This window comes from Caballeronia sp. NK8 (genome assembly GCF_018408855.1).
GTDB lineage: Bacteria > Pseudomonadota > Gammaproteobacteria > Burkholderiales > Burkholderiaceae > Caballeronia.
Genome location: NZ_AP024327.1, coordinates 282,777 through 304,877 on the forward strand (window position 1 = coordinate 282,777; position 22,101 = coordinate 304,877).

At 64.8% G+C, this 22,101-nt stretch carries 22 protein-coding genes; 13 read left to right on the forward strand and 9 right to left on the reverse strand.

Annotated elements, in window-relative coordinates; translation table 11 throughout:
• Nucleotide 1 precedes the first annotated feature (1 nt).
• The 3 genes from NK8_RS38965 to NK8_RS38975 are packed head-to-tail and all read right to left on the reverse strand — an operon-like array spanning nucleotide 2 to nucleotide 4,187.
• Nucleotides 2-1,333, reverse strand: a complete 1,332-nt coding sequence (locus NK8_RS38965; protein ID WP_213234472.1) for an LLM class flavin-dependent oxidoreductase — start codon at nucleotides 1,331-1,333, stop codon at nucleotides 2-4.
• Complete coding sequence (locus tag NK8_RS38970) at nucleotides 1,330-2,526, reverse strand: LLM class flavin-dependent oxidoreductase (RefSeq protein WP_213234473.1); 1,197 nt, start codon at nucleotides 2,524-2,526, stop codon at nucleotides 1,330-1,332. The genes NK8_RS38965 and NK8_RS38970 overlap by 4 nt, the downstream gene beginning before the upstream one ends.
• Complete coding sequence (locus NK8_RS38975) at nucleotides 2,523-4,187, reverse strand: rhodanese-like domain-containing protein (protein ID WP_213234474.1); 1,665 nt, start codon at nucleotides 4,185-4,187, stop codon at nucleotides 2,523-2,525. Before NK8_RS38975 ends, NK8_RS38970 begins: the two co-directional genes overlap by 4 nt.
• On the opposite strand from NK8_RS38975, the gene NK8_RS43525 reads away from it, so the two are divergent.
• The 3 genes from NK8_RS43525 (at nucleotide 4,186) to NK8_RS38985 (ending at nucleotide 5,659) form a co-directional block, all read left to right on the forward strand.
• Nucleotides 4,186-4,320: a hypothetical protein gene (locus tag NK8_RS43525; protein ID WP_301549930.1), complete on the forward strand. Its 135-nt coding sequence runs from the start codon at nucleotides 4,186-4,188 to the stop codon at nucleotides 4,318-4,320. The genes NK8_RS38975 and NK8_RS43525 overlap by 2 nt on opposite strands.
• A gap of 110 nt (nucleotides 4,321-4,430) precedes the next feature.
• Nucleotides 4,431-4,688, forward strand: a complete 258-nt coding sequence (locus NK8_RS38980) for a hypothetical protein (protein ID WP_061177984.1) — start codon at nucleotides 4,431-4,433, stop codon at nucleotides 4,686-4,688.
• On the forward strand, nucleotides 4,685-5,659 hold the full coding sequence (locus NK8_RS38985; RefSeq protein WP_213234475.1) for an FkbO/Hyg5 family chorismatase: 975 nt from the start codon (nucleotides 4,685-4,687) through the stop codon (nucleotides 5,657-5,659). The genes NK8_RS38980 and NK8_RS38985 overlap by 4 nt, the downstream gene beginning before the upstream one ends.
• Here the strand turns inward: NK8_RS38985 and NK8_RS38990 are convergent.
• Nucleotides 5,651-6,520: a LysR family transcriptional regulator gene (locus tag NK8_RS38990; protein WP_213234476.1), complete on the reverse strand. Its 870-nt coding sequence runs from the start codon at nucleotides 6,518-6,520 to the stop codon at nucleotides 5,651-5,653. The two genes, NK8_RS38985 and NK8_RS38990, sit on opposite strands and share 9 nt — an antisense overlap.
• An 88-nt stretch (nucleotides 6,521-6,608) precedes the next feature.
• Between NK8_RS38990 and NK8_RS38995 the strand changes: the two genes are divergently transcribed.
• From NK8_RS38995 to NK8_RS39005, 3 genes are read left to right on the forward strand one after another with little or no spacing between them, the layout of a single operon-like run.
• Entirely contained in the window at nucleotides 6,609-7,535 is a 927-nt protein-coding gene (locus tag NK8_RS38995; RefSeq protein ID WP_213234477.1) for a DMT family transporter, read from the forward strand.
• Between the two features lie 59 nt (nucleotides 7,536-7,594).
• Nucleotides 7,595-7,882, forward strand: coding sequence for a type II toxin-antitoxin system CcdA family antitoxin (locus tag NK8_RS39000; RefSeq protein ID WP_061178024.1), 288 nt, complete (start codon nucleotides 7,595-7,597; stop codon nucleotides 7,880-7,882).
• Nucleotides 7,882-8,202: a CcdB family protein gene (locus tag NK8_RS39005; protein WP_213234478.1), complete on the forward strand. Its 321-nt coding sequence runs from the start codon at nucleotides 7,882-7,884 to the stop codon at nucleotides 8,200-8,202. The genes NK8_RS39000 and NK8_RS39005 overlap by 1 nt, the downstream gene beginning before the upstream one ends.
• Nucleotides 8,203-8,216: 14 nt before the next feature.
• On the opposite strand, the gene NK8_RS39010 is transcribed toward NK8_RS39005, so the two are convergent.
• Nucleotides 8,217-9,122: a LysR family transcriptional regulator gene (locus NK8_RS39010; RefSeq protein ID WP_213234479.1), complete on the reverse strand. Its 906-nt coding sequence runs from the start codon at nucleotides 9,120-9,122 to the stop codon at nucleotides 8,217-8,219.
• A 125-nt stretch (nucleotides 9,123-9,247) separates the two neighbouring features.
• Here NK8_RS39010 and NK8_RS39015 point away from each other — a divergent pair, with 125 nt between their 5' ends.
• The 5 genes from NK8_RS39015 to NK8_RS39035 all read left to right on the forward strand — a co-directional run bounded on the left by NK8_RS39015 (nucleotide 9,248) and on the right by NK8_RS39035 (nucleotide 15,188).
• The gene (locus NK8_RS39015) at nucleotides 9,248-11,374 is read left to right on the forward strand and encodes a 3-hydroxyacyl-CoA dehydrogenase NAD-binding domain-containing protein (RefSeq protein WP_213234480.1); all 2,127 of its coding nucleotides are present in this window, start codon (nucleotides 9,248-9,250) and stop codon (nucleotides 11,372-11,374) included.
• Nucleotides 11,375-11,406: 32 nt separating this feature from the next.
• Nucleotides 11,407-12,585 (forward strand): acyl-CoA dehydrogenase family protein, encoded by a 1,179-nt coding sequence (locus NK8_RS39020; RefSeq protein ID WP_213234481.1) that lies wholly within the window; start codon nucleotides 11,407-11,409, stop codon nucleotides 12,583-12,585.
• Between the two features lie 12 nt (nucleotides 12,586-12,597).
• Nucleotides 12,598-13,737, forward strand: coding sequence for an acyl-CoA dehydrogenase family protein (locus NK8_RS39025; protein ID WP_213234482.1), 1,140 nt, complete (start codon nucleotides 12,598-12,600; stop codon nucleotides 13,735-13,737).
• A gap of 16 nt (nucleotides 13,738-13,753) precedes the next feature.
• Nucleotides 13,754-14,008 (forward strand): hypothetical protein, encoded by a 255-nt coding sequence (locus tag NK8_RS39030; protein ID WP_225936682.1) that lies wholly within the window; start codon nucleotides 13,754-13,756, stop codon nucleotides 14,006-14,008.
• 142 nt (nucleotides 14,009-14,150) lie between these two features.
• Nucleotides 14,151-15,188 carry an alpha/beta hydrolase gene (locus tag NK8_RS39035; protein ID WP_213234483.1) on the forward strand — a complete coding sequence of 346 codons (1,038 nt, stop codon included), beginning with the start codon at nucleotides 14,151-14,153 and terminating at the stop codon, nucleotides 15,186-15,188.
• 15 nt (nucleotides 15,189-15,203) lie between these two features.
• On the opposite strand, the gene NK8_RS39040 is transcribed toward NK8_RS39035, so the two are convergent.
• Both NK8_RS39040 and NK8_RS39045 read right to left on the reverse strand, forming a co-directional pair.
• Entirely contained in the window at nucleotides 15,204-15,992 is a 789-nt protein-coding gene (locus NK8_RS39040) for a murein hydrolase activator EnvC (RefSeq protein WP_225936683.1), read from the reverse strand.
• Nucleotides 15,993-16,097: 105 nt separating this feature from the next.
• Nucleotides 16,098-16,391 carry a hypothetical protein gene (locus tag NK8_RS39045; protein ID WP_213234484.1) on the reverse strand — a complete coding sequence of 98 codons (294 nt, stop codon included), beginning with the start codon at nucleotides 16,389-16,391 and terminating at the stop codon, nucleotides 16,098-16,100.
• Between the two features lie 202 nt (nucleotides 16,392-16,593).
• On the opposite strand from NK8_RS39045, the gene NK8_RS39050 reads away from it, so the two are divergent.
• Nucleotides 16,594-18,117: a sensor domain-containing diguanylate cyclase gene (locus tag NK8_RS39050; RefSeq protein WP_213234485.1), complete on the forward strand. Its 1,524-nt coding sequence runs from the start codon at nucleotides 16,594-16,596 to the stop codon at nucleotides 18,115-18,117.
• 18 nt (nucleotides 18,118-18,135) lie between these two features.
• Here the strand turns inward: NK8_RS39050 and NK8_RS39055 are convergent, their stop codons facing one another.
• Together NK8_RS39055 and NK8_RS39060 are read right to left on the reverse strand one after the other, a co-directional pair.
• On the reverse strand, nucleotides 18,136-19,083 hold the full coding sequence (locus tag NK8_RS39055) for an amino acid ABC transporter substrate-binding protein (RefSeq protein WP_213234486.1): 948 nt from the start codon (nucleotides 19,081-19,083) through the stop codon (nucleotides 18,136-18,138).
• A gap of 12 nt (nucleotides 19,084-19,095) precedes the next feature.
• Nucleotides 19,096-20,403 carry a dicarboxylate/amino acid:cation symporter gene (locus NK8_RS39060; RefSeq protein WP_213234487.1) on the reverse strand — a complete coding sequence of 436 codons (1,308 nt, stop codon included), beginning with the start codon at nucleotides 20,401-20,403 and terminating at the stop codon, nucleotides 19,096-19,098.
• A 210-nt stretch (nucleotides 20,404-20,613) separates the two neighbouring features.
• On the opposite strand from NK8_RS39060, the gene NK8_RS39065 reads away from it, so the two are divergent.
• A complete protein-coding gene (locus tag NK8_RS39065; protein WP_213234488.1) occupies nucleotides 20,614-22,044 on the forward strand; it encodes a sensor histidine kinase in 1,431 nt (476 codons plus the stop codon).
• The last annotated feature ends 57 nt before the right edge of the window (nucleotides 22,045-22,101 follow it).

The following is a 22,101-nucleotide window of genomic DNA, read 5'->3' on the forward strand; positions in this document are numbered from 1 at the left end:
CTCACGCCGCACGTGCTGCGCGCGCATACTGACTGTCGGGCCGCGGCAAGCCCAGATGTTCCCGCAACGTCGTGCCTTCGTAATCGCGCCGGAAGATGCCCTTCTTCTGCAACAGCGGCACGACATGATCGACGAACGCCGCAAGCCCGGAAGGGAACACATCCGCGTTAAGGTTGAAGCCGTCCGCGCCGCGCTCGTTGAACCAGCGCGCGATATCGTCGGCGATCTGCTCCGGCGTGCCCACGATGATCCGATGTGCGCCCGGATTGCGATCCAGCAGATCGCGCACGGTGAGGTTCTCGCTTTTCGCAAGCGCAACCGTCGAATCGATGAAGCCCCGCGAGAGATCCGAGCGCGCAACCTTTCCGATCAGCTCATAAGGCAGCGGCGCATCGATATGCAGATCGTCCGGCGCGAGGCCGAGCGCGCCCGCAAGACGCGCGACTTCGCGATCGGTATCGAGCAGCGCATCGAGTTCGGCCTTGCGTTCGCGCGCTTCGCGCTCGGTCCCGCCAATCACCGGATACAAACCCGGCAGCAGCAGAAAATGATCCGGATTGCGTCCATGCAGACGCACGCGCTCCTTCATCTCCGCATAGAAGGTCTGCGCCGTCGGCAAAGTGGTTTGCGCGGTGAACACGGCATCGGCGAAACGTGCGGCCAGCGCGCGGCCGCCTTCGGACGAACCCGCCTGCACGAGCACCGGCCGCCCTTGCGGACTGCGCGGCACGGTAAGCGGACCGCGCACCGAAAAGTAAGTCCCGCGATGCTCGATCGCATGCACGCGCGATGGATCGGCATAGCGGCCGGTCGTTCGATCGGCGACGAAGGCATCGTCTTCCCAGCTATCCCACAGCTTCGTCACCACTTCGACGAACTCCTGCGCGCGCGCATAGCGTTCGTCGGTCGTGAGCGGCACGTCGTGGCTGAAGTTCGCGGCGGCGGCCGCATCGTAGGTAGTGACCGCGTTGAAGGCAACTCGCCCGCCGCTCAGATGATCAACGGATGCGAAGCGCCGCGCAAGATTGAAGGGATCGTTGAAGGTCGTCGAAGCCGTGCCGATCAGGCCGACATGCGTCGTCGCGCCCGCGAGCGCGGTCAGCAGCACAGTCGGTTCCAGCGCTTGCGACGGCCCTTCGGCGTGATTGCGCAGCGCGAGCAGATCGGAGAGAAACACCGCATCGAGCTTGCCGCGCTCGGCGATCGACGCGATTTCCCTGAAGAAATTCAGATCGATGATCGAGCGCGGATTGTCGAGCGTGCGCCATCCGGCGGGATGGCGTCCGACGCCGGTGATGTTGGTGTTCAGATGCAGTTGGCGCGTGTGGCTCATGATGTCGTATGAAGAAGCGGTTGATGAGCGGACACCGGAATGCGCAAGCCCGCCTCGACGAGCAGCGGCAACACGGCATCGCCGAAATACGCGAGATCGGGTTCGAAGTCGAAGAAGGTGAGCTGCACGCCGTCGCATCCGGCGCGCTTCAACGCGAGCAACTGCTCGACGATCCGCTCGGGCGAGCCGATCAGATGCAGGTTGCCGCCGAGAATGCGCTGCTCGCGCTTGTGCTGCGCCCACGCTTTCGCATCGCTCTTGCCGTGCATGCCGACAAAGCCATCGAGCGCGCCTTCGTCGGCATGCGCGACGATCGCGTCGTGATACTCGCGCGCCTCGCGCTCGGTCGGCCGGCACACGATGGTCGGATTGATCAGCGTGCGGACACGGCGGTTCACGCGTTGCGCGCTCTCGCGAATCGTCGCGGTATGCGCGGGCAAGGCCGCGATGGCGTCATCGAAGGCCGCGCCTGCCGGGCTCGTGATGAAGATGAGGTCCGAATGCCGCACGGCGTAATCGATGCCCGCCGCCGACCCCGTCGCATTCACCAGCACAGGGCGATGAAAGCGCGGACGCGGACTCACGAACGCTTCGTTCAGTTGCCAGTGTTTCGTCCTGATGTGCTGGTTCGCGTCGCTGCGCCAGAGCGTGTCGAGCACGCCGACGAACTCCGCCGCGCGCACGTAGCGCTCGTCGTGCTCGATCATCGGCTGGCCGAACATCGCCCATTCGCTCGCCACGTGTCCGGTCACCAGATTGATGCCCCAGCGGCCGCCCGAGATGTGATCGAGCGTTGCGCCGAACTTCGCGAGATGCAGCGGATGCCACGGCCCATAGAGCGCATGCACGGTCGAGATCAGCAGGATGCGCTCGGTGATCGCGGCGAGCGCGCTGGTCGCGATGAACGCGTCGAGCGATTGCTCGCGATACTTGAGCGCGCCGCCGTGCCCGTTCTTGCCGAGCCATTGCGCGAGACCGAACACGAGATCGAAGCCGAGCGCCTCGGCCTTTTGCGTGAGGCGCGCGTTGTAGTCGAAGCGCCAGTCGGTGCCGCGCGGCAGCGTCGAGATGGACCAGCCGCCGTTCTGGATCGGCAGGAACAGGCCGAGCATCAGCGGTTGCTGGAACGCCGCATGCAACGGGCTGCCGGGAATGTCGGCGGGGCTCGTAGTGCCGTCGAACGCGGCTGTCATACGATGCTCTCCTTCAGCGCGCTCAGACGCGCGTGGCTGCGCTTCGCCGTCGCCGTGCCGAAGTCGAGCACGTCGATCGAGGCGATCGCGTCGCGCTCCAGTTGCGCGACGAGTTGCAGTTCCCATGCGAGATACGCGTTCATCTGTTCGGCGACGCGGCCCGGTTCGGCGTGATAGGGGCTATACCAGGCGTCGTCGTCGCCGGTGAGGTTATGCGTGTCGCCCGAGTCGAGCGGCAGGCCGAGCGCGCTCCAGCGGCGCGTGCCGCCGGTCAGCGCGGCGATCTCCGGCCGCTGCTGCGCGAGTTCGGCGGCGACGAGACTGGCGAGCACGCCATCCTCCGACGTGAGCACGAGTTGCGTGCCCCGTGCGAAGTCATGCAGACGCGCAGGCAGCTCGCTTGCGGCGATGAAGCGCGCGCCGCTCACGTGGCCGCGCCTGAACGCGAGACTGCTGTCGATATCGATCGCCTGCGCCTTGCCTGCTTCGATCGCCTCGCGCAACTGGTCCGGCTCGATCCAGCGCGTGCGCGCGCCATGCGGCCGCACGGCGAGCGGCTCGGGACCGGCTTCGAGCGCGTCGGCGGTGAGCGCGGCGCTGGCGGCGTCGTCGAGCACGCGCACATCGAGATAGCCAAGCTGCTTCAGCCACGATGCGGTCATGCGGGCGCGCACGCCGTCATCGTCGCGCAACACCACGCGCGCGTGCAGCGTGCCGATGTATTCGTCGGTCGCCTGCACGAGCTGACCGCCCGGCGCCGAGCGCCAGCCCGACGGATGACCCGCTTCGTATTCGAGCGGATCGCGCACGTCGAAGCGATACAGCGTGCGCTCGCCGCTTTCGCGCTCCAGCGCGGCGAGCGCCTCGCGATCGATCACGGGCACGCCCGCCTTGCGCGCGGCGGCGCTGGCGAGCTCGCGCGCGACGGCGAGCGTGGCCGCATCGGGACGCGGCGCGGTGCGGATGTTGCCGTGCTCGAGTTCGAGACCCGCGAGCAGCCACGACATCGAGCCGCCCGTGAGCGCCGCGACCGGATTCGGCACGCCCGCATTGATGAGCGACTGCGCGCCGAGGATGCTGCGCGTGCGGCCCGCGCAATTCACGACGATCAGCGTCTGGGGCGACGGCGCCGCCGCGAGCGCGCGATAGACGAGCTCCGCGCCCGCGCAGTCGATGCCGCCGGGAATGTTCATCGTGTTGAATTCGCCGAAGGGGCGCGAGTCGAGCACGACGAGATCGTCGCCCGCGTCCTGGCGCGCTTTCAGTGTTTCGGCGTCGATGTTGGGCGTATGCAGTTCGTGTTCGATCACTTCCCCGAATGCCTTGCCGGGCACGTTGGTGCCGCTGAAGACTTCGAAGCCCGCGTTCTCCCAGCCGTCGACGCCGCCTTCGAGTATCGACACATCCGTATAGCCCCAGCGCGCGAGCAGGGCGGCGGCGCGCGGCGTGTGCTCGCCGTGCGTATCGACGAGCACGATGGGCGTGCCGCGCCTCGGCACGAGCCGCACGATCACGAGCCCGAGCCGTCCGACCGGCGCGACCGACGAATAGAACAGCCGCCTTCGCGCCGACACGCCTTCCTCGCGGACATCGAGCACGGCGAGTTCGGAGCGTTGAGCGATGAGCGTGCGCAATTGCGCGGGAGACACGAAGCGGGACATGGGCGAGAAATCCTGTGTAGGCGACATCGACGGGGAGCGCCTGCTCCAGCGGCGTCGTGCGGAAGAAAAAGGATCATCTTCGTCGCGCAGGCTGGCATCGCAAACCGATCATTTCACGGATGCTTTTGAATGAATCGATGCTTTGAATAGCTGCGTAGGTGCGAACGTGCCGGACGCGTGTGGTATAAGCACCGCATGCGCGCGCCCGCTCGCGGCGCGCAACGAACGTGACAGGAGCATGCAGTGAGAAGGACCGCCGAAAACAAGTTGAAGGTGGTCGCAGTGCGGGTCGATCCACAATTCGAGCAACGGCTGCGACTATTGGCAGAGGTGACGGGACGCAAGCAATCGTTCTTTCTTCAGCAGATGATCGAGAACGGCATCGGCGCACTGGAAGAGACGTGGCTGCCGGCCGACGTGCTCGAACAGGTCCGCAGCGGCGCGCTGCCGGTGCGGGACGAGAGCGTCGGCACCGCCGACCTCTTCGGTGACGAGGCATGATCGAATCGCGCTTCGCCGGGCTCGACGCGCCATCCGGCGACGGTGCGCTCGCGCGCATCGTCTTCGGCGCGACGAGCGGCCGGCCGGGCATCGAGAACGGCGTGCCGACGCTGCATCTCAGGATGGCCGACGACGCGCACGAAGGCTTCGCCGAAATCTGGCGCAGCGCCGGGGCGATCCGCAGCGGTACCGTCAACGATCTGGTGTTCGCTCACGACGATGCGTTCCTCTTTTGCGCCGGCTTCATCCCGTTGTCCGGCCGATACACCGAGGCCACGCGCCAGGCCTACACCGATGCCTTCGCGCTCGTCAGCGAACTGAACTTCCCGAAGATCTTTCGCATGTGGAACTTCATTCCCCATATCAATGGCGAAAATGGGGAAGGGCTGGAGGTGTATCGCGATTTCTGCCGTGGCCGCGCCGTCGCATTCGAGCAGGATTACGCGCACGCATCGGGCATGCCGGCGGCGACGGGCATCGGCACGTGGGGCGAGGGCGTCGGCTTCTACTTTCTCGCGTGCCGCGAGGGCGCGCTGCGGCACATCGAGAATTCGCGTCAGACGCCCGCGTATGAGTACCCGCAGCGTTACGGTCCGAAGTCGCCGAGTTTCGCGCGCGGCACGCTGCTGGGCGACACGCTGTTCGTATCGGGCACGGCCAGCATTCTCGGACACGAGACGATGCACGAGGGCGATCTCGAACGGCAGTGGAGCGTCGCGATCGGCAACATCGCGCATCTGATCGGCGCGGATAATCTCGAAGCGCAAGGCGTGGACGGCGGTTATACACTGCGCGATCTCGACCAGATCAAGGTGTACTACCGGCATGCGGCGGATCTGCCTGCCGTGACGAAACTGGCGCGAGCCGCGTTTCATCCGGATGCGAGCATCCGCTATCTGCAAGTGGATATCTGCCGCGCCGATCTGCTCGTCGAGATGGAAGGCATTGCGTCACATCGGCGCTCAGACTGAGGCCGATTGCCTGAGCGTTTTCACGAGCAGGCTGTGCAGGCTATCCACGGCTTTCGAGCCACGCGAGTCGCGGCTTCGATACACTGCCACTTCCATCGGTTCGAGCGGCCCGAGGCCTTCGTCGCTGCCCAGAATCCGCAGATGTCCCGGCGCGCTGCATTGCGTCAGCGCCGCGACCGCCAGACCGCTTTCGACGGCGGCGATCTGCCCGGCCAGACTCGAACTGTTGTAGACCACCTTGTAGCGGCGTCCTTGCTGCGCGAGCGAATTGATCGCGCCGCGCCGCGCGAGGCTCGCGCTTTCGTAGACGGCGATCGGCAACGGATCGCGCCGCCACAGCTCGAATTGCGCCGCGCCCACCCACACCAGCGGTTCATGGAACAGCAGCGTGCCGCGTCGGCCATGGTCGCGCGACACGAGCGCGATATCGAGTTCGCCGTTCGCAACGCGCGGAATGAGCGATGTCGACTGCTCGCAGATCAGTTCGATCTCGACGCCGCTATGGCGCGGCGCGAAGCGTTTGAGCACGGGCGTCAGATACTTCGCCGCGTAGTCGTCCGGCACGCCGAGCCTCACGCGGCCGGTGAGTTGCTCGCCTTGCAGCGCAACCTGGGCTTCCGCATGCAGATCCAGAATGCGGCGTGCGTAGCCGAGCAGCGTCTGCCCGTCGTGCGTGAGTTCCAGCGTGCGCGAGCCGCGCTCGATGAGCTGCAGTCCCAGCGCGCTTTCGAGCTTCTTCAACTGCATGCTCACCGCCGATTGCGAGCGATGCACTTCGCCCGCCGCGCTCGACAGCGAACCCGCGTCGACGACCGCGACGAAGCACTTGAGCCAGTCCGTTTGCAGATCGTGTCGTTTCATCAGTCCAGGAAGATGCTTTCGATAATCGAATGGATAGCGTTCGAATTATGCGCTTTTCGTTCGACTAGCCGCGGCACACACTGCGTCCATGAATACGAACCCGACATCACCTCGGACGGCATCGCGCTTCGCGGTGCGCGCGCAAACACATCGCGCGGCAGGCGCGTGGCCCTTTCTTCTCGGCTGCGCGCTGCTCGGCACGATCGGCATTTTTCTGCACGAAGCCAAAGCCGATCCCTTGACGGCGACGTGGTTCCGCTGCGCATTCGGCTTGCTCGGGATGAGCGTGTGGGTTGTGCTGCGCGGGCAAACGCGGTTTCTGCGCCTGACGCGCACTACGGCTCCGTGGGTGCTCGCCGCCAGCGTGCTGATGGTCTTGAGCTGGTCGCTGTTCTTCAGCGCGGTCGAGCGCATTTCGGCGGGCGTGGCCATCGTGCTGTTCCATGTTCAGCCGATGTGGGTGCTGGTGCTCGCATCGTGCCTGCTGAAGGAGGCGATCGGCGGGCAGCGCATCGCGGCGGTATCGGTCGCGATGATCGGACTCGTCATGGCGACGGGCATCGTCGAGCACAGCGCGAGCGGCTCGCTCGAGCCGGGCTACTGGATCGGCGTCGCCGCGTGTCTGGCCGGGTCGCTGTGCATGGCGTGCGTGACCATCATCGCGAAACGCTTGCGCGAACTGCCCGCCGGCACGCTCGCGTGGTGGCAATGCGCGGTCGGCACGCTGCTCCTGTGGGTCTGGCCGATGCAGCAGGGCTGGCCCGCGTGGGGCATCTCGTGGGCGTGGCTCGCGGGGCTCGGGCTGATCCACACGGGCCTCGCGTACACGCTGATGTATATCGGGATGGCGCGACTCGATACGGCGCGCGTCGCGGTGTTCCAGTTCGTCTATCCGGCGGTGGCCATCGTCATCGACTGGCTGTATTTCGATCAGCGTCTGAGCGGCGTCCAACTCGCGGGCGTCGTGTCGATGTCGGTGGCGATCTGGTTCGCGGAGCGGGGGCGGGGTGGGTGACGCAAGCACCAGTCAGTGTGCGATACTATGAACATTGTTTATGCACATAGGGGATGCACATGGCCCACGCTTTCGTTACGCGCGCGGACCTTCAGTCGACAGTCCAGCCCGAGAGGGGCGCCAGAGTCACACGCAAGCCAACCAACGTTTCTCTGCCGTCGGATCTGCTGGAGCGCGCCAGGGAACTCAACGTCAATGTTTCGCGTGCGAGCGAACGCGGGTTGCGTGAAGAGGTTCAGGAAGTCGAGGCCCGCCAGTGGGCCGAGCAAAACGCCGAACTCGTGAAGGCCTACACCGCGATGGTGGAACGGGAAGGCCTGCCTTTGGCGAAATATCGGACGTTCTGATGGCTCGTTTTGACCTCTATCTCAACCCCAACGAAGATTCGCGAAACAGCACGCCCTACGTGGTCGATGTACAAAGCGATCATGTCGGCAGTCTGCCGACTCGCGTGGTGATTCCCCTACGGCGTTCGAACCTTCTGGACTACACGGGCGCGCCATCCGATCTGCTCCCGAGCTTCGTGATCGACGGCGAAGACTGTTTCCTGGACACGCCTGCAATGGCCGCCGTTCCGGCCGGTGTGCTTGGCAAAAGGATCGGATCGCTTGGTGAATTCCGTGGCCTGATTGCTGACGCGCGAGATCGACTCTTCGGCGGATACTGACGGCGCACGCCCCTTCAACGCCGCCCGCGCCCCGCCTTCTGCGCACAATCCAGCATGAACTCGATGAACGCCAGCGTCGCGCGCGTGTGGTGCCGATTCGGCATGTACAGCATGTACATATGCGTGCCGAAGATGCTGAGCCGCCATTCATCGAGCGCCGTGACGACCTCACCGCGCCGCATGTCTTCCATCACGACGTAATCCGGCACGATCCCGACGCCCAGCCCCGCGAGAATCGCCTCGCGCAGAAACAGAAAATTCTCCGAGATCAGGCTCGGCTCCAGCATCACCTCATGACGTTCGTCGTCGAGATAGGCGGCGACGCGCGTCTGCTTGCCGACCACCGTCGCGGTGATCACCGGCGCGACGCGCAGTTCTTCGAGCCGCGTCGGCATGCCGTGCTCCCCGGCATACGCCGACGACGCGCACGCGACATACCGCACCGGCCCCATGTCGCGTGCGACGAGGCTCGGCGGCGGCTCCGGCATCACGCGCACGGCGATATCGACTTCATCCCGCATCAGGTCTTCCACGCGATTTTCGAACATCACGTCGAGCACGATATCCGGATACTCGCGCTTGAACGCGATCAGCCATTCCGACATCACGAGTTGCCCGTAACCGCTCGGCACCGATAGCCGCACGCGTCCCTGCAGCCGCTGCCCGAGCGTCGACACAGATTCCTGCGCCGCCAGCAGCGCATTCTGGATCGAGCGGCCGTGCTCGTAGAGCTTGAGGCCGAGTTCCGTCGGCTCGACGCGGCGCGTGGTCCGCCGCACGAGCTGCAAACCGACCGACTTTTCGAGCTGATTCAGGTGATAGCTGACATTGGCGCGGCTCATCTTGAGGCGGCGCGCCGCTTCGCTCAGATTGCCCGCATCGAGGATTTCGACCAGCAGCGTGAGTTCATTGACATCCACGGCAATCTCGATTGTCAAATGCGATTTGACAGTCTGTCAACGGTCGCTGTAATTGTCAAGGATGCCTTTCCCCGCGAGAATGCTTGCACGCCAAACTGCAAGAATCGGATCAGGAGACTTCCTTCATGACGCTTTCGAGCGCGCCGGAAACCATCGCTGTTCAACACGCATTGCGTGGCAGCGTCCTCGTCGTGACAATCGATCACGCTCCCGTCAACGCGCTCAATGCCGCCGTGCGGCGCGGCCTGATCGACGCGATCGAAACCGCCGACGCCAACCCGTCGGTGCGCGCGGTCCTGATCGTCGGCGCGGGGCGCAACTTCATCGCGGGCGCGGATATCCGCGAGTTCGGCAAGCCCGCGGTGCCGCCGTCGCTGCCCGAGGTGTGCAACCGCATCGAGGCGTGCGCGAAGCCGGTCGTCGCGGCGATTCACGGCGCGGCGCTCGGCGGCGGGCTGGAGGTCGCGCTGGCGTCGCACTACCGGATCGCGGTCGTTGGCGCGAAGCTCGGTCTGCCCGAAGTGCAACTGGGCCTGTTACCCGGCGCGGGCGGCACGCAGCGCTCGGCGCGTCTGATCGGCGCGCAGGCCGCGTTGTCGCTGATGCTGAGCGGGCGTCATGTCGGCGCGGAGGACGCGCTGCGGCTCGGTCTCGTCGATCGCGTCGGCCAGAGCGATGACGTGTTCGCCGAAGGACTCGCCTATGCACATGAACTGATCGCGACGCACGCCGCGCCGCGCCGCACGCGAAACGCGCGCGGTCTCGCGGACAAGGAAGCCAGCGCGGCCGCGATCGCCGCCGCGCGCGCGGATACGCAGAAGAAATCGCGCGGTTTGCTGTCGCCGCTGAAGATCGTCGACTGCGTGGAAGCGGCGTTGAATCTCCCGTTCGACGAAGGGCTGCGCTTCGAGCGTGAACAGTTTCTTGAATGCCGTGAAAGTCCGCAGCGCGCGGGACTCGTGCATGCGTTCTTTGCCGAGCGCGAGGCGCAGAAGTCGCCTGAAACGCGTGACGCGCAGGCGCGCGCGCTTCGCCTGATCGGCGTGATCGGCGGCGGGACGATGGGCGCGGGCATCGCCGTCGCGCTGCTCGACGCGGGCCTCGCGGTGACGATGATCGAACGCGACGACTCATCGCTCGAACGCGGCCGCGCGCACGTCGAAAAGGTCTACGACGGTCTTATCGCAAAGGGCCGCCTGACGCCCGAAGGCCGTGCGCGCGCGCTGGCAAATTTCCACGGCGACACGACCTACGACGCGCTCGCCGACGCCGATCTCGTCATCGAAGCGGTCTTCGAGGACTTGGCGGTGAAGAAGGCCGTGTTCGCGCAACTCGATCGCGTGTGCAAGCCGGGCGCGGTGATCGCGACCAACACGTCCTATCTCGACATCGACGAGATCGCGGCAAGCATCTCGCGTCCGCAAGATGTGCTCGGGCTGCACTTCTTTTCGCCGGCGAACATCATGAAGCTGCTCGAAGTGGTCGTGCCCGCGCGCGTTGCCGCCGATGCCGTCGCGACCGGTTTCGAGCTGGCGAAGAAGCTGAAGAAGGTCGCGGTGCGCGCGGGCGTGTGCGACGGCTTCATCGGCAACCGCATGCTCGCCGTGTACCGCGCGGCGGCGGATCATCTGATGGAAGACGGCGCGTCGCCGTATCAGATCGATCAGGCCGTGCGCGACTTCGGCTTTCCGATGGGACCGTATCAGGTGATCGATCTCGCGGGCGCCGATATCGGCTGGGCGGCGCGCAAACGCCGCGCCCCGTCGCGCGATCCGAACGCGCGCTACGTGCGAATCGGCGACGAATTGTGCGAGCGCGGCTGGTTCGGCCAGAAGACGGGGCGCGGTTTCTATCGATACGAAGACGGCGCGCGCGTGGGCAAGCCCGATGCGGAAGTCGAGTCGATCATCGACGCCGAACGCAAGCGTGCGGGCGTGAGCCCGCGCGCATTCAGCGACGAGCAGATCGTGCGCCGCTACCTGGCCGCGATGATCAACGAAGGCGCGAATATCGTGCACGAAGGCATCGCGCAGCGCCCGCTCGATGTCGACGCCACGCTGATGCACGGCTTCGGCTTTCCGCGCTATCGCGGCGGCCCGATGCATTACGCGGATAGCATCGGCCTGGCGAACGTGCTCGCCGATATCCGCGCATTCGCGAAGGACGATCCGCTCTTCTGGCGCGCGTCGCCGCTGCTCGTCGATCTCGTCGAACGCGGCACGAACTTCGCGAGCCTGAACCAGTCGGCCTGAGGCCTTCGTCGAACTCATACGGAACAGCAATCATGGATCTGAAATTCACCGCAGACGAAGAGGCGTTTCGCGCCGGCGTGCTGGACTTTCTGCGCACGTCGCTGCCGGAGCGCATCGCGCACAAGGCGCGCACCGGCGAGCACCTCACGCGCGACGACATGGCGCAATGGCACGGCATTCTCAATGCGAAAGGCTGGCTCGCGAATCACTGGCCGCAGCAATACGGTGGTCCTGGCTGGAGCGCGGTGCAGAAGTTCATCTTCGAGAACGAATGCGCGATTGCAGGCGCGCCGCGCATCGTGCCCTTCGGCGTGAACATGCTCGGACCGGTGCTCATCAAATACGGCAGCGAGGCGCAGAAACGTCACTGGCTGCCGCGCATTCTCGACGGCACCGACTGGTGGTGCCAGGGCTATTCGGAACCGGGCGCGGGCTCCGATCTCGCGTCGGTACGCACGACGGCCGTGCGCGCGATGGAGAACGGTGAGGAGCATTACATCGTCAATGGTCAGAAGACGTGGACCACGCTCGCTCAATACGCGAACATGATCTTCTGTCTCGTTCGCACGTCGCAGGATGCGCGCAAGCAGGAAGGCATCAGCTTTCTGTTGATCGACATGACCACGCCCGGCGTCGAAGTGCGGCCGATCATCACGCTCGATGGCGAACACGAAGTCAACGAAGTGTTCTTCACCGATGTGCGCGTGCCCGTTGCGAATCTCGTCGGCGAGGAGAACAAGGGCTGGACCTATGCGAAGTATCTGCTGACCTACGAGCGCACGAACATTGCCGGCGTGGGCTTTTCCGTCGCGGCGCTGGGCCGTCTGAAAGCGGCGGCGAGCAAGGCGCAGTGCAATGGCCGCGCGCTCATCGACGATCCCTTGTTCGCGGCGCGGCTCGCGCGTGTCGAGATCGATCTGGAGAACATGAAGACGACGAATCTGCGTGTGCTCGCGGCGGTTGCGGGCGGCGGCGCGCCGGGCGCGGAAAGCTCGATGCTGAAGATTCGCGGCACGGAGATTCGCCAGGAAATCTCGTCGCTGATGCGTCGGGCGATGGGACCGTATGCGCAGCCCTTCTTCGACGACGACAGCGACGCCGAGGCGTCGAACGCGGCGTCGCAGTACTTCAACAATCGCAAGCTGTCGATCTTCGGTGGCTCCAACGAGATTCAGAAGAACATCATCGCGAAGATGATGCTCGGCCTTTAAAGGATTCGCACGATGAACTTCCAGCACACGGACGACCGGCGCATGCTCGCGGACTCGCTGAACCGCTTCGTCGCCGAGCAATACGGGTTCGAGGCGCGCGACAGGATCGCGCGCTCGGATGAAGGTTTTAGCCGCGACATGTGGCAACGGTTCTGCGAGCTCGGCATCGTCGGCGCGTTCTTCGACGAAGCGGCTGGCGGCTTCGGCGGCGATGGCTTCGATGTCGCTGTCGTGTTCGAGGCGCTCGGGCGTGGGCTCGTCGTCGAGCCGTTTCTCGATGCGCTGATCGTCGGGCGCGCGCTCGCGCATGCGGGCAATGACACGCAGCGCACGATCATCGCGAAGATGATCGACGGCGCCGCGATCGCGTCGTTCGCGCACGACGAACCCGGCTCGCACTACGAGCTTGCGCGCGTGAGCACGCGCGCCACGCGTCACGGCGACGGCTGGAAGCTGAACGGCGCGAAAGGCGTCGTGCAGCAGGCCGGGCATGCGGACGTGCTGCTCGTGTCGGCGCGCACGTCGGGCGGCGAATACGACACGGCTGGCATTTCGCTTTTCGTGGTGCCGCGCGATGCGCAAGGCGTGAGCGTGCGCGATCATCGCAAGATCGATGGCGGACGCGTGGCCGAGGTGTCGCTCGATGACGTCACGCTCGCCGCCGAAGCGCTCGTCGGCAACGAAGGCGGTGGATACGCGACACTGACGCATGCGATCGGTTACGGGCTCGTCGCGCTCGCCTCCGAAGCGGTCGGCGCGATGGATGTCGCGAAGGAGCATACGCTCGAGTATCTGCGCACGCGCAAGCAATTCGGCGTGCCCATCGGCGCGTTTCAGGCGCTGCAGCATCGCATGGCCGATGTTCTGCTCGAAATCGAGCAGGCGCGCTCCGCTGCGATCAATGCGGCGGCGGCGGTCGGCGAAGCGGGTGTCGCGCGCGAGCGTGCGTTGTCGGCGGCGAAGTATTCGATCGGGCGTATCGGCGCGCGCGTCGCGGAAGAGTCTATCCAGCTGCATGGCGGCATCGGCATGACTTGGGAGCTACCGCTTTCTCATTACGCGAAGCGGCTCGTGATGATCGACCATCAACTGGGCGATGAAGATCATCATCTCGCGCGCTATATCGAACTGGGGCGCGCGGCGTCGAAGTGACCTGAGGACGACGACCATGCTGGCGATCATCGACAACAAGCTTCGGAGCGACGCGGCCAAACTCGCCGACAGGGACGATGCCACGCTCTGGCGCTGGTTCTCCGAACTCTACGAAGAAGGACGCATCCGCTGGTGCCGCTCGGCGCAAGGATGGCTCGTCAGCGTGGATCACAAGCATCTCGCGACGGAGCCGGACTTCGACAGCGCGATCCGCGCTTCACGCGAGCGCTATTACAGCGGCAGACTCAAGCGGGCCGAGCCGCGCGGCTGAAACGCGCTCGTTTGTATCGCAGTGTATCCACGCCGCGCGCCGATACATTGCGATTCACCGGCGCGCGCATTCGACATCAGCGAGATACGTCCGCCCGTTCTAATGTCCCCAAGCCAACGTTGCATAACAAGGGGATATCACCATGTCGGATACGATCAATCTTCGCCGCCGCCGTTTGCTGGGCACCACCGTTGCCGGCATCGGCCTGCTCGAACTCGGCCTGAGCGGCCTTGCGGATGCGCAGACGGCAGGCGCGACGCGCGGCGCCGCCACGCTTCCCGCTTCGTTTGCGGACCTCAGGCACGTCGAGACCGCGACGCTCAGCATCGGGTACGCCGAAGCGGGGCCGTCGAACGGGCCGGTCGTGATCCTCGTGCACGGCTGGCCGTACGACATCCACAGCTTCGCCGAAGTCGCGCCGATGCTCGCAGCGGCGGGCTATCGCGTCATCGTGCCGTATCTGCGCGGCTACGGCGGGACGCGCATTCTCTCCGCCGACACGCCGCGCAACGGACAGCAGGCGGTGATCGCACGCGACATCGTCGACATGATGGACGCGCTGAAGATCGACAAGGCGATTCTCGGCGGCTTCGACTGGGGCGCGCGGACGGTTAACATCATCGCGGCGTTGTGGCCGGAGCGCTGCAAGGCGATGGTGTCGGTGAGCGGCTATCTCATCGGCAGCCAGAAGGCCAACGAGACGCCGTTGCCGCCCAAGGCCGAACTCGCGTGGTGGTATCAGTTCTACTTCGCTACCGAGCGTGGCCGCGCGGGCTATGAAGCGAATCGCCACGAGTTCAACAAGCTGATCTGGCGGCTCGCATCGCCGCAATGGCGCTTCGACGACGCGACGTATGATCGCTCGGCCGCATCGTTCGACAATCCGGATCACGTCGCCATCGTGATTCACAACTATCGCTGGCGGCTCGGGCTGGCTCAGGGCGAGCCGCAGTTCGACGCGCTCGAAGCGCGCCTTGCCACCGCGCCGACGATCGCCGTGCCGACCATCACGATGGAAGGCGACGCGAACGGCGCGCCGCATCCCGAGCCTTCCGCCTACGCGAAGAAGTTCACGGGTCGATATCAGCATCGGAATATCGGCGGCGGCGTGGGGCATAACCTGCCTCAGGAAGCGCCGCGCGCTTTCGCCGATGCGATCATCGACGTTGCGCGGTTTTGACTGGTGCACGCCAGGTCATGAGGCGCAGTCGAACAGATACGGCAGCGGATCCACAGGCTGGCGATCCAGTCTCAGCTCGAACAGCAGCGAGGCCTGCCCCCCTGATTGATCGCCCATGATCGCGATCGGCTGCCCTTTGCTGACGTCATTGCCTTCTTTCACGAGAATGCTCTGGTTATGGCCATAAGCGGTGAGGGAGCGGCTGTTATGTTTCAGAATCACAAGTCTGCCGTAGCCGGCGATCTGATTACCGACGTAGACGACCCTGCCACTTTGCGCAGCACGGATCGTGTCTCCCGTGTTGCCGCCGATGATGATGGATTTCGTCCCATCGGAGCCGAAGCGCTTCAGAACGGGTCCCTTGATTGGCCACGCCAGCGCATCGGGGCGGCAGGGCGTTGCGTTCGGAGTCGGCTGCGTGGGACTGCCGGCGACAGCTAGCGATGCCGATGGCGGACCGACGCGCAGCAGTTGGCCAGGCGGCAGTGCAGCATTGGCTGAGAGTCCGTTCCAGTCTGCGATCGCATTCGCGTCACGGCCATAGGCGGCTGCGATGGAAGCAAGGGTATCGCCGGTCGTCGCACGATAGAAGCCGATGGGCGTGGACGGAACATCGAGGGCGGTCGTCTGCGGAGTGGGTTGAGCCGGACGCTGCGTGGGCGTTCGACTGGCGCATGCGCCCAGTATCAGGCTAAAGGCGACCGCCAGACACGTCGCGCGCATGCGATGCCGCGACTGCGGAGATTTGATCATTCTGGCTTGTGAAAATTCAGACGTCGGCATCGAGGATGCCTGGCGCATCATGACTGGAAATCGTATTCGTTCTGCGACGGCGAAACCTTCCACAGCGGGGAGGTTTCGCCATCTTCGATCAGTGCGTATAACGACTATGTGCGATATCGAAGAGGATCAGCGACGCTCGCCATTCTTGGCGAATTCGCCATCGTGGCCGCGCGTATCACGATGATCGCGATGCTCCGCGTGATGCTTGTGGCCGTTGTGATTGCCATTGTCGTGGTGGTAACCGTGATCCTTCGCGAAGGCGGCGCCAGTGAAGGTCAGCGCAACGGCGGCAAAAGCAGCGAGCTTGAATTTCATATAAATCTTTCTTTCCTGAATTAAAACGGTACGACGCGACGTTGCGCCATTTCGCCTAACGGCGCGCCGTCTTTTGGCGTTGACCTCCGGGCCATAAATTGACATTCGTTGACAATGCTAAGTATTACGAGATAAGAACGCGATTCAATAAGGGATCAGCCATCGCCCCTGATGCGATCAAACGCCCCGTTTTCCCCTCCCGCACCCAATCCAACCAAATAAGAGACAATATCGCCCTAGCTCGCTGACCGAGGACCGTGCCGAGCAAACATCAACTCGCGAGCCAGCATTCCGGGATATCCAAATAGTGGCAACCGAAAAACGCTTTTCCCCGAGTCTGACTACCCCAGCGCCTTCGCGGCAGCGATTCTCCGCGCCGAACATCATCGTGCTGTGCGGCACGCTCATCGCGCTCGTCATGGTGGCGCTCTGCGCGCTGGTGCTGTATCAGGGCAGGCTCGACGCGCTCGATCGCGCGCGCGACACGTCGCGCAATCTCGCGTTGCTCGCCGAGCGCGATATCGAGCGCAATTTCGAGTTGTACGAGCTGTCCCTGCAGGCCGTCGTGGAAGGCGTGCAACGCGCCGATGTCATCGCGTTGCCGCCGCAACTGCGCAACGATGTTTTGTTCGATCGCGCCGCCACCGCGCGCGATCTCGGATCGATTCTCGTGCTCGACGCGAACGGCCAGATCGTCATCGATTCCGGCAGTCTGCCGCCACGTCAAGGCAACTTCGCGGACCGCCGCTATTTCACGGTGCAGCGGGATCATCCCGATACCGGTCTCTACATCAGCAGCCCCTACAACTCGCGTCTGCGCGGCGGTGCGCCCAGCATCGCGCTCAGCCGCAGGCTGTCGCATCCGGATGGATCGTTCGCGGGCGTCGCGATGATCGCGGTGAATCTCGAATACTTTCGCAATCTTTTCGCGGGCCTTTCGCTCGGGCCGCACGGCGCCGTGTCGCTGATCGGCCAGGACGGCGTGATGTTCATGCGTCAACCCTTCGATGCGAACGTGATCGGCCGCGACATCAGCCATGCCGATACCTTCAAGCACTTTCGCGCCGCCGAACAAGGCAGCTTCAGCGAGATATCGTCGATCGACGGCAGGCGGCGTCTCTACTATTTCCGCAATTTTCCGAAGCTGCCGCTCATCATCATGGTGGCCGAGGGCGAAGAGGACATCTACGCGGCATGGCATCGGCGCGCGATCATCATCGGTTCGTCGATGGGCGTGCTCGCCGCCGGTTTCATCGCGTTGTCGTTCGTGCTCGCTGCGCAATTCAGGCGGCGCATGCGCGCCGAATCGGAGCTGCAGTTGCTCGCGCGCACCGATGGCCTGACCGGGCTCCATAATCGCCGGACGCTGGGCGAGATTCTCGATCAGGAATGGCGCAGGGCGTGTCGCACGCGCAGTCTGTTTTCCCTGCTGTTCGTCGATATCGATCGCTTCAAGGCCTACAACGACGCCTACGGCCATCAGGCAGGCGACGACGCGCTCGCGGCCGTCGCGCGCTGCATCGGCGACAACATCCGGCGGCCCGGCGATACCGCTGCGCGCTATGGCGGCGAAGAGTTCGTCGTCGTGTTGCCCGACACGCCGGCCGAGGGCGCGGCGCACATCGCGGAGCAGATTCGCGCGGCCATCAGCGATCTCTCGATCGAGCACGCGGGCAGCGAATTCGGCCGCGTCACGGCGAGCATCGGCCTCGCGAGCTGGCGTCCCGAACGCGACGACGACGTGCGCTCGCTCATCCGCGCCGCCGACGAAGCGCTCTACGACGCGAAGGCATCCGGGCGAAACCGGGTCATGCGGGCGAGTCCGGCCTGAAGTCCGCCTGAAGCGCGCTTACTGCGCCGCGCCGCCCGCCATCGTCTCGATGATGCTTTCGAGTTGCGCGCTCATCGGCATGTCGAGGCTCGTGCCGGACGGCAGGCGCTGAAGGAACCAGCGCTTGTACTGCCGCTCGATTTCGCCATCGGCGGCGAGCGTCTGGAACGCGTCTCGCACGACCTGCGCGAGTTGCGGATCGTTCTTGCGGAACATGATGCCGTACGGGTCATACGACAGATAATCGCCGATCACCTGATACGCGCCGCCCTTCGCGCGATTTTCGGCGATGAGGCCATACAGCAGCACGTCGTCGGTGGCGAACGCATCGGCCTGGCCGTTCGCGACGCGCGCGAAGCCTTCTGCATGATCCGGCACGACCTGCAACTGCAGGCCGAGCGCGAACTTCTTGTCGAGATCGCGCAAGGCCTTTTCATTGGTGGTGCCTGCGGTGACCGCGACCTTCTTTCCCGCGAGATCGCGGAACGAGCGGATCGGCGAGCCTTGCTTGACCATCACCTTGGTGCCGGCCACGAAGAAGATCGGCGAAAAGGCCACGCGTTTCTGGCGTTCGAGATTGCTCGTGGTCGAGCCGCATTCCAGATCGACTTTTCCGTCGACGACCGCATCGATGCGATTCTCCGGCGTGACCGGCACCCACTGGATATTCAGGCGCTTGTGGATGGCGTCGCCGATCGCCGCGACAAGCGACTTGCACAGTTCGATGGAATAGCCGATAGGCTCCTTGCGCGCGCCCAGATACGAAAACGGCACCGACGCGTCGCGATAGCCGAGCGCGATCGTGCCCGTGTCGCGCGCCTTGGCGAGCGTGCCGGTCAGCGTCGCGGGGGCGTAGGCGTCGGCGTTTGGCGGCGGTGTCTGCACGTCGTCGGCCGCGCGCGCGCCGCAAGCCATGGCGATCAGGCTGGCCGAAGCCAGCGCCGCCCAGAAGCGCTGCATCTTCATGACTCGCCTCCGTCAGACCTGTGCCGGATGCGCGAGCGAGGCGTCCTGTTCGGCCTCGATGCGCGCCGCATTCGCCGCCGCGTCCTGCTCCGACAACAACTCGCCTTCCCACTTGGCGACCACCGCGCTCGCGATGGAGTTGCCCACGGCGTTCGTGGCGGACCGGCCCATGTCGAGGAACGTGTCCACGCCGAGGATCAGCAGCAGGCCCGCCTCGGGAATGTTGAAGTGATTGAGCGTGGCGGCGATCACGACCAGCGACGCGCGCGGTACGCCCGCCATGCCCTTCGATGTCAGCATCAGGATCAGCAGCATCGTGATCTGCGTGCTGATCGACAGATGAATGTTGTACGCCTGCGCGATGAACAGCGTCGCGAACGTGCAGTACATCATCGAGCCGTCGAGGTTGAACGAGTAGCCCATCGGCATCACGAAGCTCGAGATCTTGCGCTTCACGCCGAAGCGGTCGAGCGCGTCGAGGATCTTCGGATACGCGGCCTCGGAACTGGCGGTCGCGAATGACAGCATGAACGCTTCCTTGATGAGCGACAGCAGCCTGAAGACGCGTCGTTTGAGAAACGCGAAGCCGGCGAGCACGAGCAGTCCCCACAGCAGAAACAGGCTCAGGTAGAAGTCGGCCATGAAGACGGCGAACTTCAGCAGGATCGTGAGCCCGTTGACCGCCACGGTGGCGGCCATGGCGGCGAGCACGGCGAGCGGCGCGAGCTTCATCACGTAGCCGGTGATCTTGAGCATCACGTGCGAGAGCTGATCGATCGCGGCGAGCAGCACCTTGCCTTTCTCGCCGAGCGCGGCGAGCGCGACGCCGAAGAACATCGAGAACACGACGATCTGCAGGATCTCGTTGTTGGCCATCGATTCGGCGAAGGAGCGCGGCACCATATGGCCGACGAAGTCCTTCAGCGTGAATTTCGATGTCGCGAGATTCGCCGACGCGCCGATGTCGGGCAGCGGCAAGCCGAGGTTGTCGCCGGGCCTGAGCAGATTCGACATCACGAGCCCGAGCAGCAGCGAAATGAGCGAAGCGGTGACGAACCAGCCGAGCGCCTTGGCGAACACGCGTCCGACGGAGGCCGCGTCGCCCATGTGCGCGATGCCGACGACCAGCGTGGAAAACACCAGCGGCCCGATCAGCATCTTGATCAGCCGCAGAAAGACATCGGACACGAGCGAGATGTAACCGGCGATCTCCGTGGCGGCTTTTTTATCGGGGAAGCTCATGAAGATCATGTAGCCGAGCCCGATGCCTAAGACCATCGCGCCCAGGATCCAGATGGCTGCGGAATTCTTCTTGTTCATCTCCAGGCCTCCAGTGACTGCATATCGAACGATTGCGTGTGGAATTTCGGATGGAACAGGCGAAGCGGGGCGGGCGCGGCCCGGCGCGTGTCCGCGACAGTCAGATGGTAACGTCGCGCCCCGATCTCTGCTGGCAGTGTAAACGCGGTTGCGGAACTCGCGCACGAATTGCCTAAACTGAACTGAATCGACAGGTTCGGGCTGCGGACCATGATCGAACTCGACAGACTCGCCCAGATCCGTATCTTCGCCGATCTCCCGCAAGACCGGCTGGCATGGTTGAGCGATCGCGTCAGCGAATTCTCGATAGCGGCGGGCGACGTGGTGCTGCGCGAAGGCGACATGGCCACGAACCTCACGATCCTTCTCGACGGCGAACTCGTCGCGACGCAAAGCGCCGGCGGAGAGCACGATGTCGAGCGCTATGTCAGGCCGGAGGCATTCGGCACGCCCTGCGTGATGGCGTCGATACCCTATCCGGTCACGCTCACCGCCACGCGCGATTGCCGGCTCGCGCGCCTGCCGGAAGCGGCGTTCCGTGAACTGTTCGTGTCATGCGGCTCGTTCAGCCAGGCCGTCGCGCGCGTGATGAGCGACTGGCTGACCGCGCTCGAAACCGCCGCGCTCAATCGCAGCCGGCTCGCCGCACTGGGCAAGCTCGCGGCGGGACTCGCGCATGAGATGAACAATCCGGCATCGGCGTTGACGAGCGGGCTTGCCTACGTGCGCCGAGAGCTCGACGCGCTCGAAGCGTCGGCGCTCGCGCTCGGCCGTCACGCGGTATCGAAGGAAATGCTCGAACGGCTCGGCGCGCTCGTCGCCCGCAAGGCCGTGGCGGCGGCGGGTCCGATTTGCCAGAGCGAGCGCGAGTCGCGCCTTGCCGACTGGCTCGCCGCGCGCCAGGTGACGAAGCCATGGCGGGTTGCACCGGCGCTCGCGGCACGCGGCGTCGCGCCGGACGACCTCGCGCCGCTCGCGGACGAACTGAGCCCGGCGCAACTCGATGCGGCCATCGGCTGGATCGCGCGTGTGCTGGATCTTCGCGGTGTGGTGGATGACGCGGCGCAAGGCGCGCAGCGCATCTTCGATATCGTCGCGGCGATGAAATCCTATTCGTTCATGGATCAGGGGCCGCAACAGGAAATCGATCTGCACGACGGCCTCGACAACACGCTGATGGTGATGACGCACGAGACACAGCGCGGCATCGCGATCACGCGCGCGTACGATCGCAGCCTGCCGCGCATCCAGGCCTACGGAAGCGAGCTCAATCAGGTCTGGACGAGCATCGTCGAGAATGCGATCGAGGCGATGGACGGGCAGGGCGCCATTGCGATCCACACGCGCCGCGACGGCGACGACGCCGTCGTCGAAATCGCCGATAACGGCCCGGGCATTCCACCCGACGCGCTGGAGCACGTGTTCGAGCCGTTCTACACGTCGAAGTATGCGCTCCATGCACACGGCCCGAGCCTGGGTCTCGGTCTGCATATCGCGTACCGCATCGTGGTGAACCGGCACGGCGGAACGATCGGCGCGCGATCGGATGCGAACGGCACGGTCTTTCGGGTCACGCTGCCGCTCGCGGGGACACGCGCGAAAGTGCCTGCAAGCGGGCGGCTTGCGGGTCCGGTGCTGTGATGAAAGGTGCGCGAAACCTCGTCGCCATAGCGTCTACAATGTCTGCAACGCATGCCG

Coding starts and splice junctions, on each gene's coding strand:
- NK8_RS38970 (WP_213234473.1), bottom strand. CDS start 2,526: ATGACAGCCGCGTTCGACGGCACTACGAGCCCCGCCGACATTCCCGGC.
- NK8_RS39015 (WP_213234480.1), top strand. CDS start 9,248: ATGACGCTTTCGAGCGCGCCGGAAACCATCGCTGTTCAACACGCATTG.
- NK8_RS39035 (WP_213234483.1), top strand. CDS start 14,151: ATGTCGGATACGATCAATCTTCGCCGCCGCCGTTTGCTGGGCACCACC.
- NK8_RS38995 (WP_213234477.1), top strand. CDS start 6,609: ATGAATACGAACCCGACATCACCTCGGACGGCATCGCGCTTCGCGGTG.
- NK8_RS39030 (WP_225936682.1), top strand. CDS start 13,754: ATGCTGGCGATCATCGACAACAAGCTTCGGAGCGACGCGGCCAAACTC.
- NK8_RS39005 (WP_213234478.1), top strand. CDS start 7,882: ATGGCTCGTTTTGACCTCTATCTCAACCCCAACGAAGATTCGCGAAAC.
- NK8_RS39065 (WP_213234488.1), top strand. CDS start 20,614: ATGATCGAACTCGACAGACTCGCCCAGATCCGTATCTTCGCCGATCTC.
- NK8_RS38985 (WP_213234475.1), top strand. CDS start 4,685: ATGATCGAATCGCGCTTCGCCGGGCTCGACGCGCCATCCGGCGACGGT.
- NK8_RS38990 (WP_213234476.1), bottom strand. CDS start 6,520: ATGAAACGACACGATCTGCAAACGGACTGGCTCAAGTGCTTCGTCGCG.
- NK8_RS38975 (WP_213234474.1), bottom strand. CDS start 4,187: ATGTCCCGCTTCGTGTCTCCCGCGCAATTGCGCACGCTCATCGCTCAA.
- NK8_RS39040 (WP_225936683.1), bottom strand. CDS start 15,992: ATGATGCGCCAGGCATCCTCGATGCCGACGTCTGAATTTTCACAAGCC.
- NK8_RS43525 (WP_301549930.1), top strand. CDS start 4,186: ATGGGCGAGAAATCCTGTGTAGGCGACATCGACGGGGAGCGCCTGCTC.
- NK8_RS39060 (WP_213234487.1), bottom strand. CDS start 20,403: ATGAACAAGAAGAATTCCGCAGCCATCTGGATCCTGGGCGCGATGGTC.
- NK8_RS39000 (WP_061178024.1), top strand. CDS start 7,595: ATGGCCCACGCTTTCGTTACGCGCGCGGACCTTCAGTCGACAGTCCAG.
- NK8_RS39020 (WP_213234481.1), top strand. CDS start 11,407: ATGGATCTGAAATTCACCGCAGACGAAGAGGCGTTTCGCGCCGGCGTG.
- NK8_RS39025 (WP_213234482.1), top strand. CDS start 12,598: ATGAACTTCCAGCACACGGACGACCGGCGCATGCTCGCGGACTCGCTG.
- NK8_RS39055 (WP_213234486.1), bottom strand. CDS start 19,083: ATGAAGATGCAGCGCTTCTGGGCGGCGCTGGCTTCGGCCAGCCTGATC.
- NK8_RS39045 (WP_213234484.1), bottom strand. CDS start 16,391: ATGTCAATTTATGGCCCGGAGGTCAACGCCAAAAGACGGCGCGCCGTT.
- NK8_RS38965 (WP_213234472.1), bottom strand. CDS start 1,333: ATGAGCCACACGCGCCAACTGCATCTGAACACCAACATCACCGGCGTC.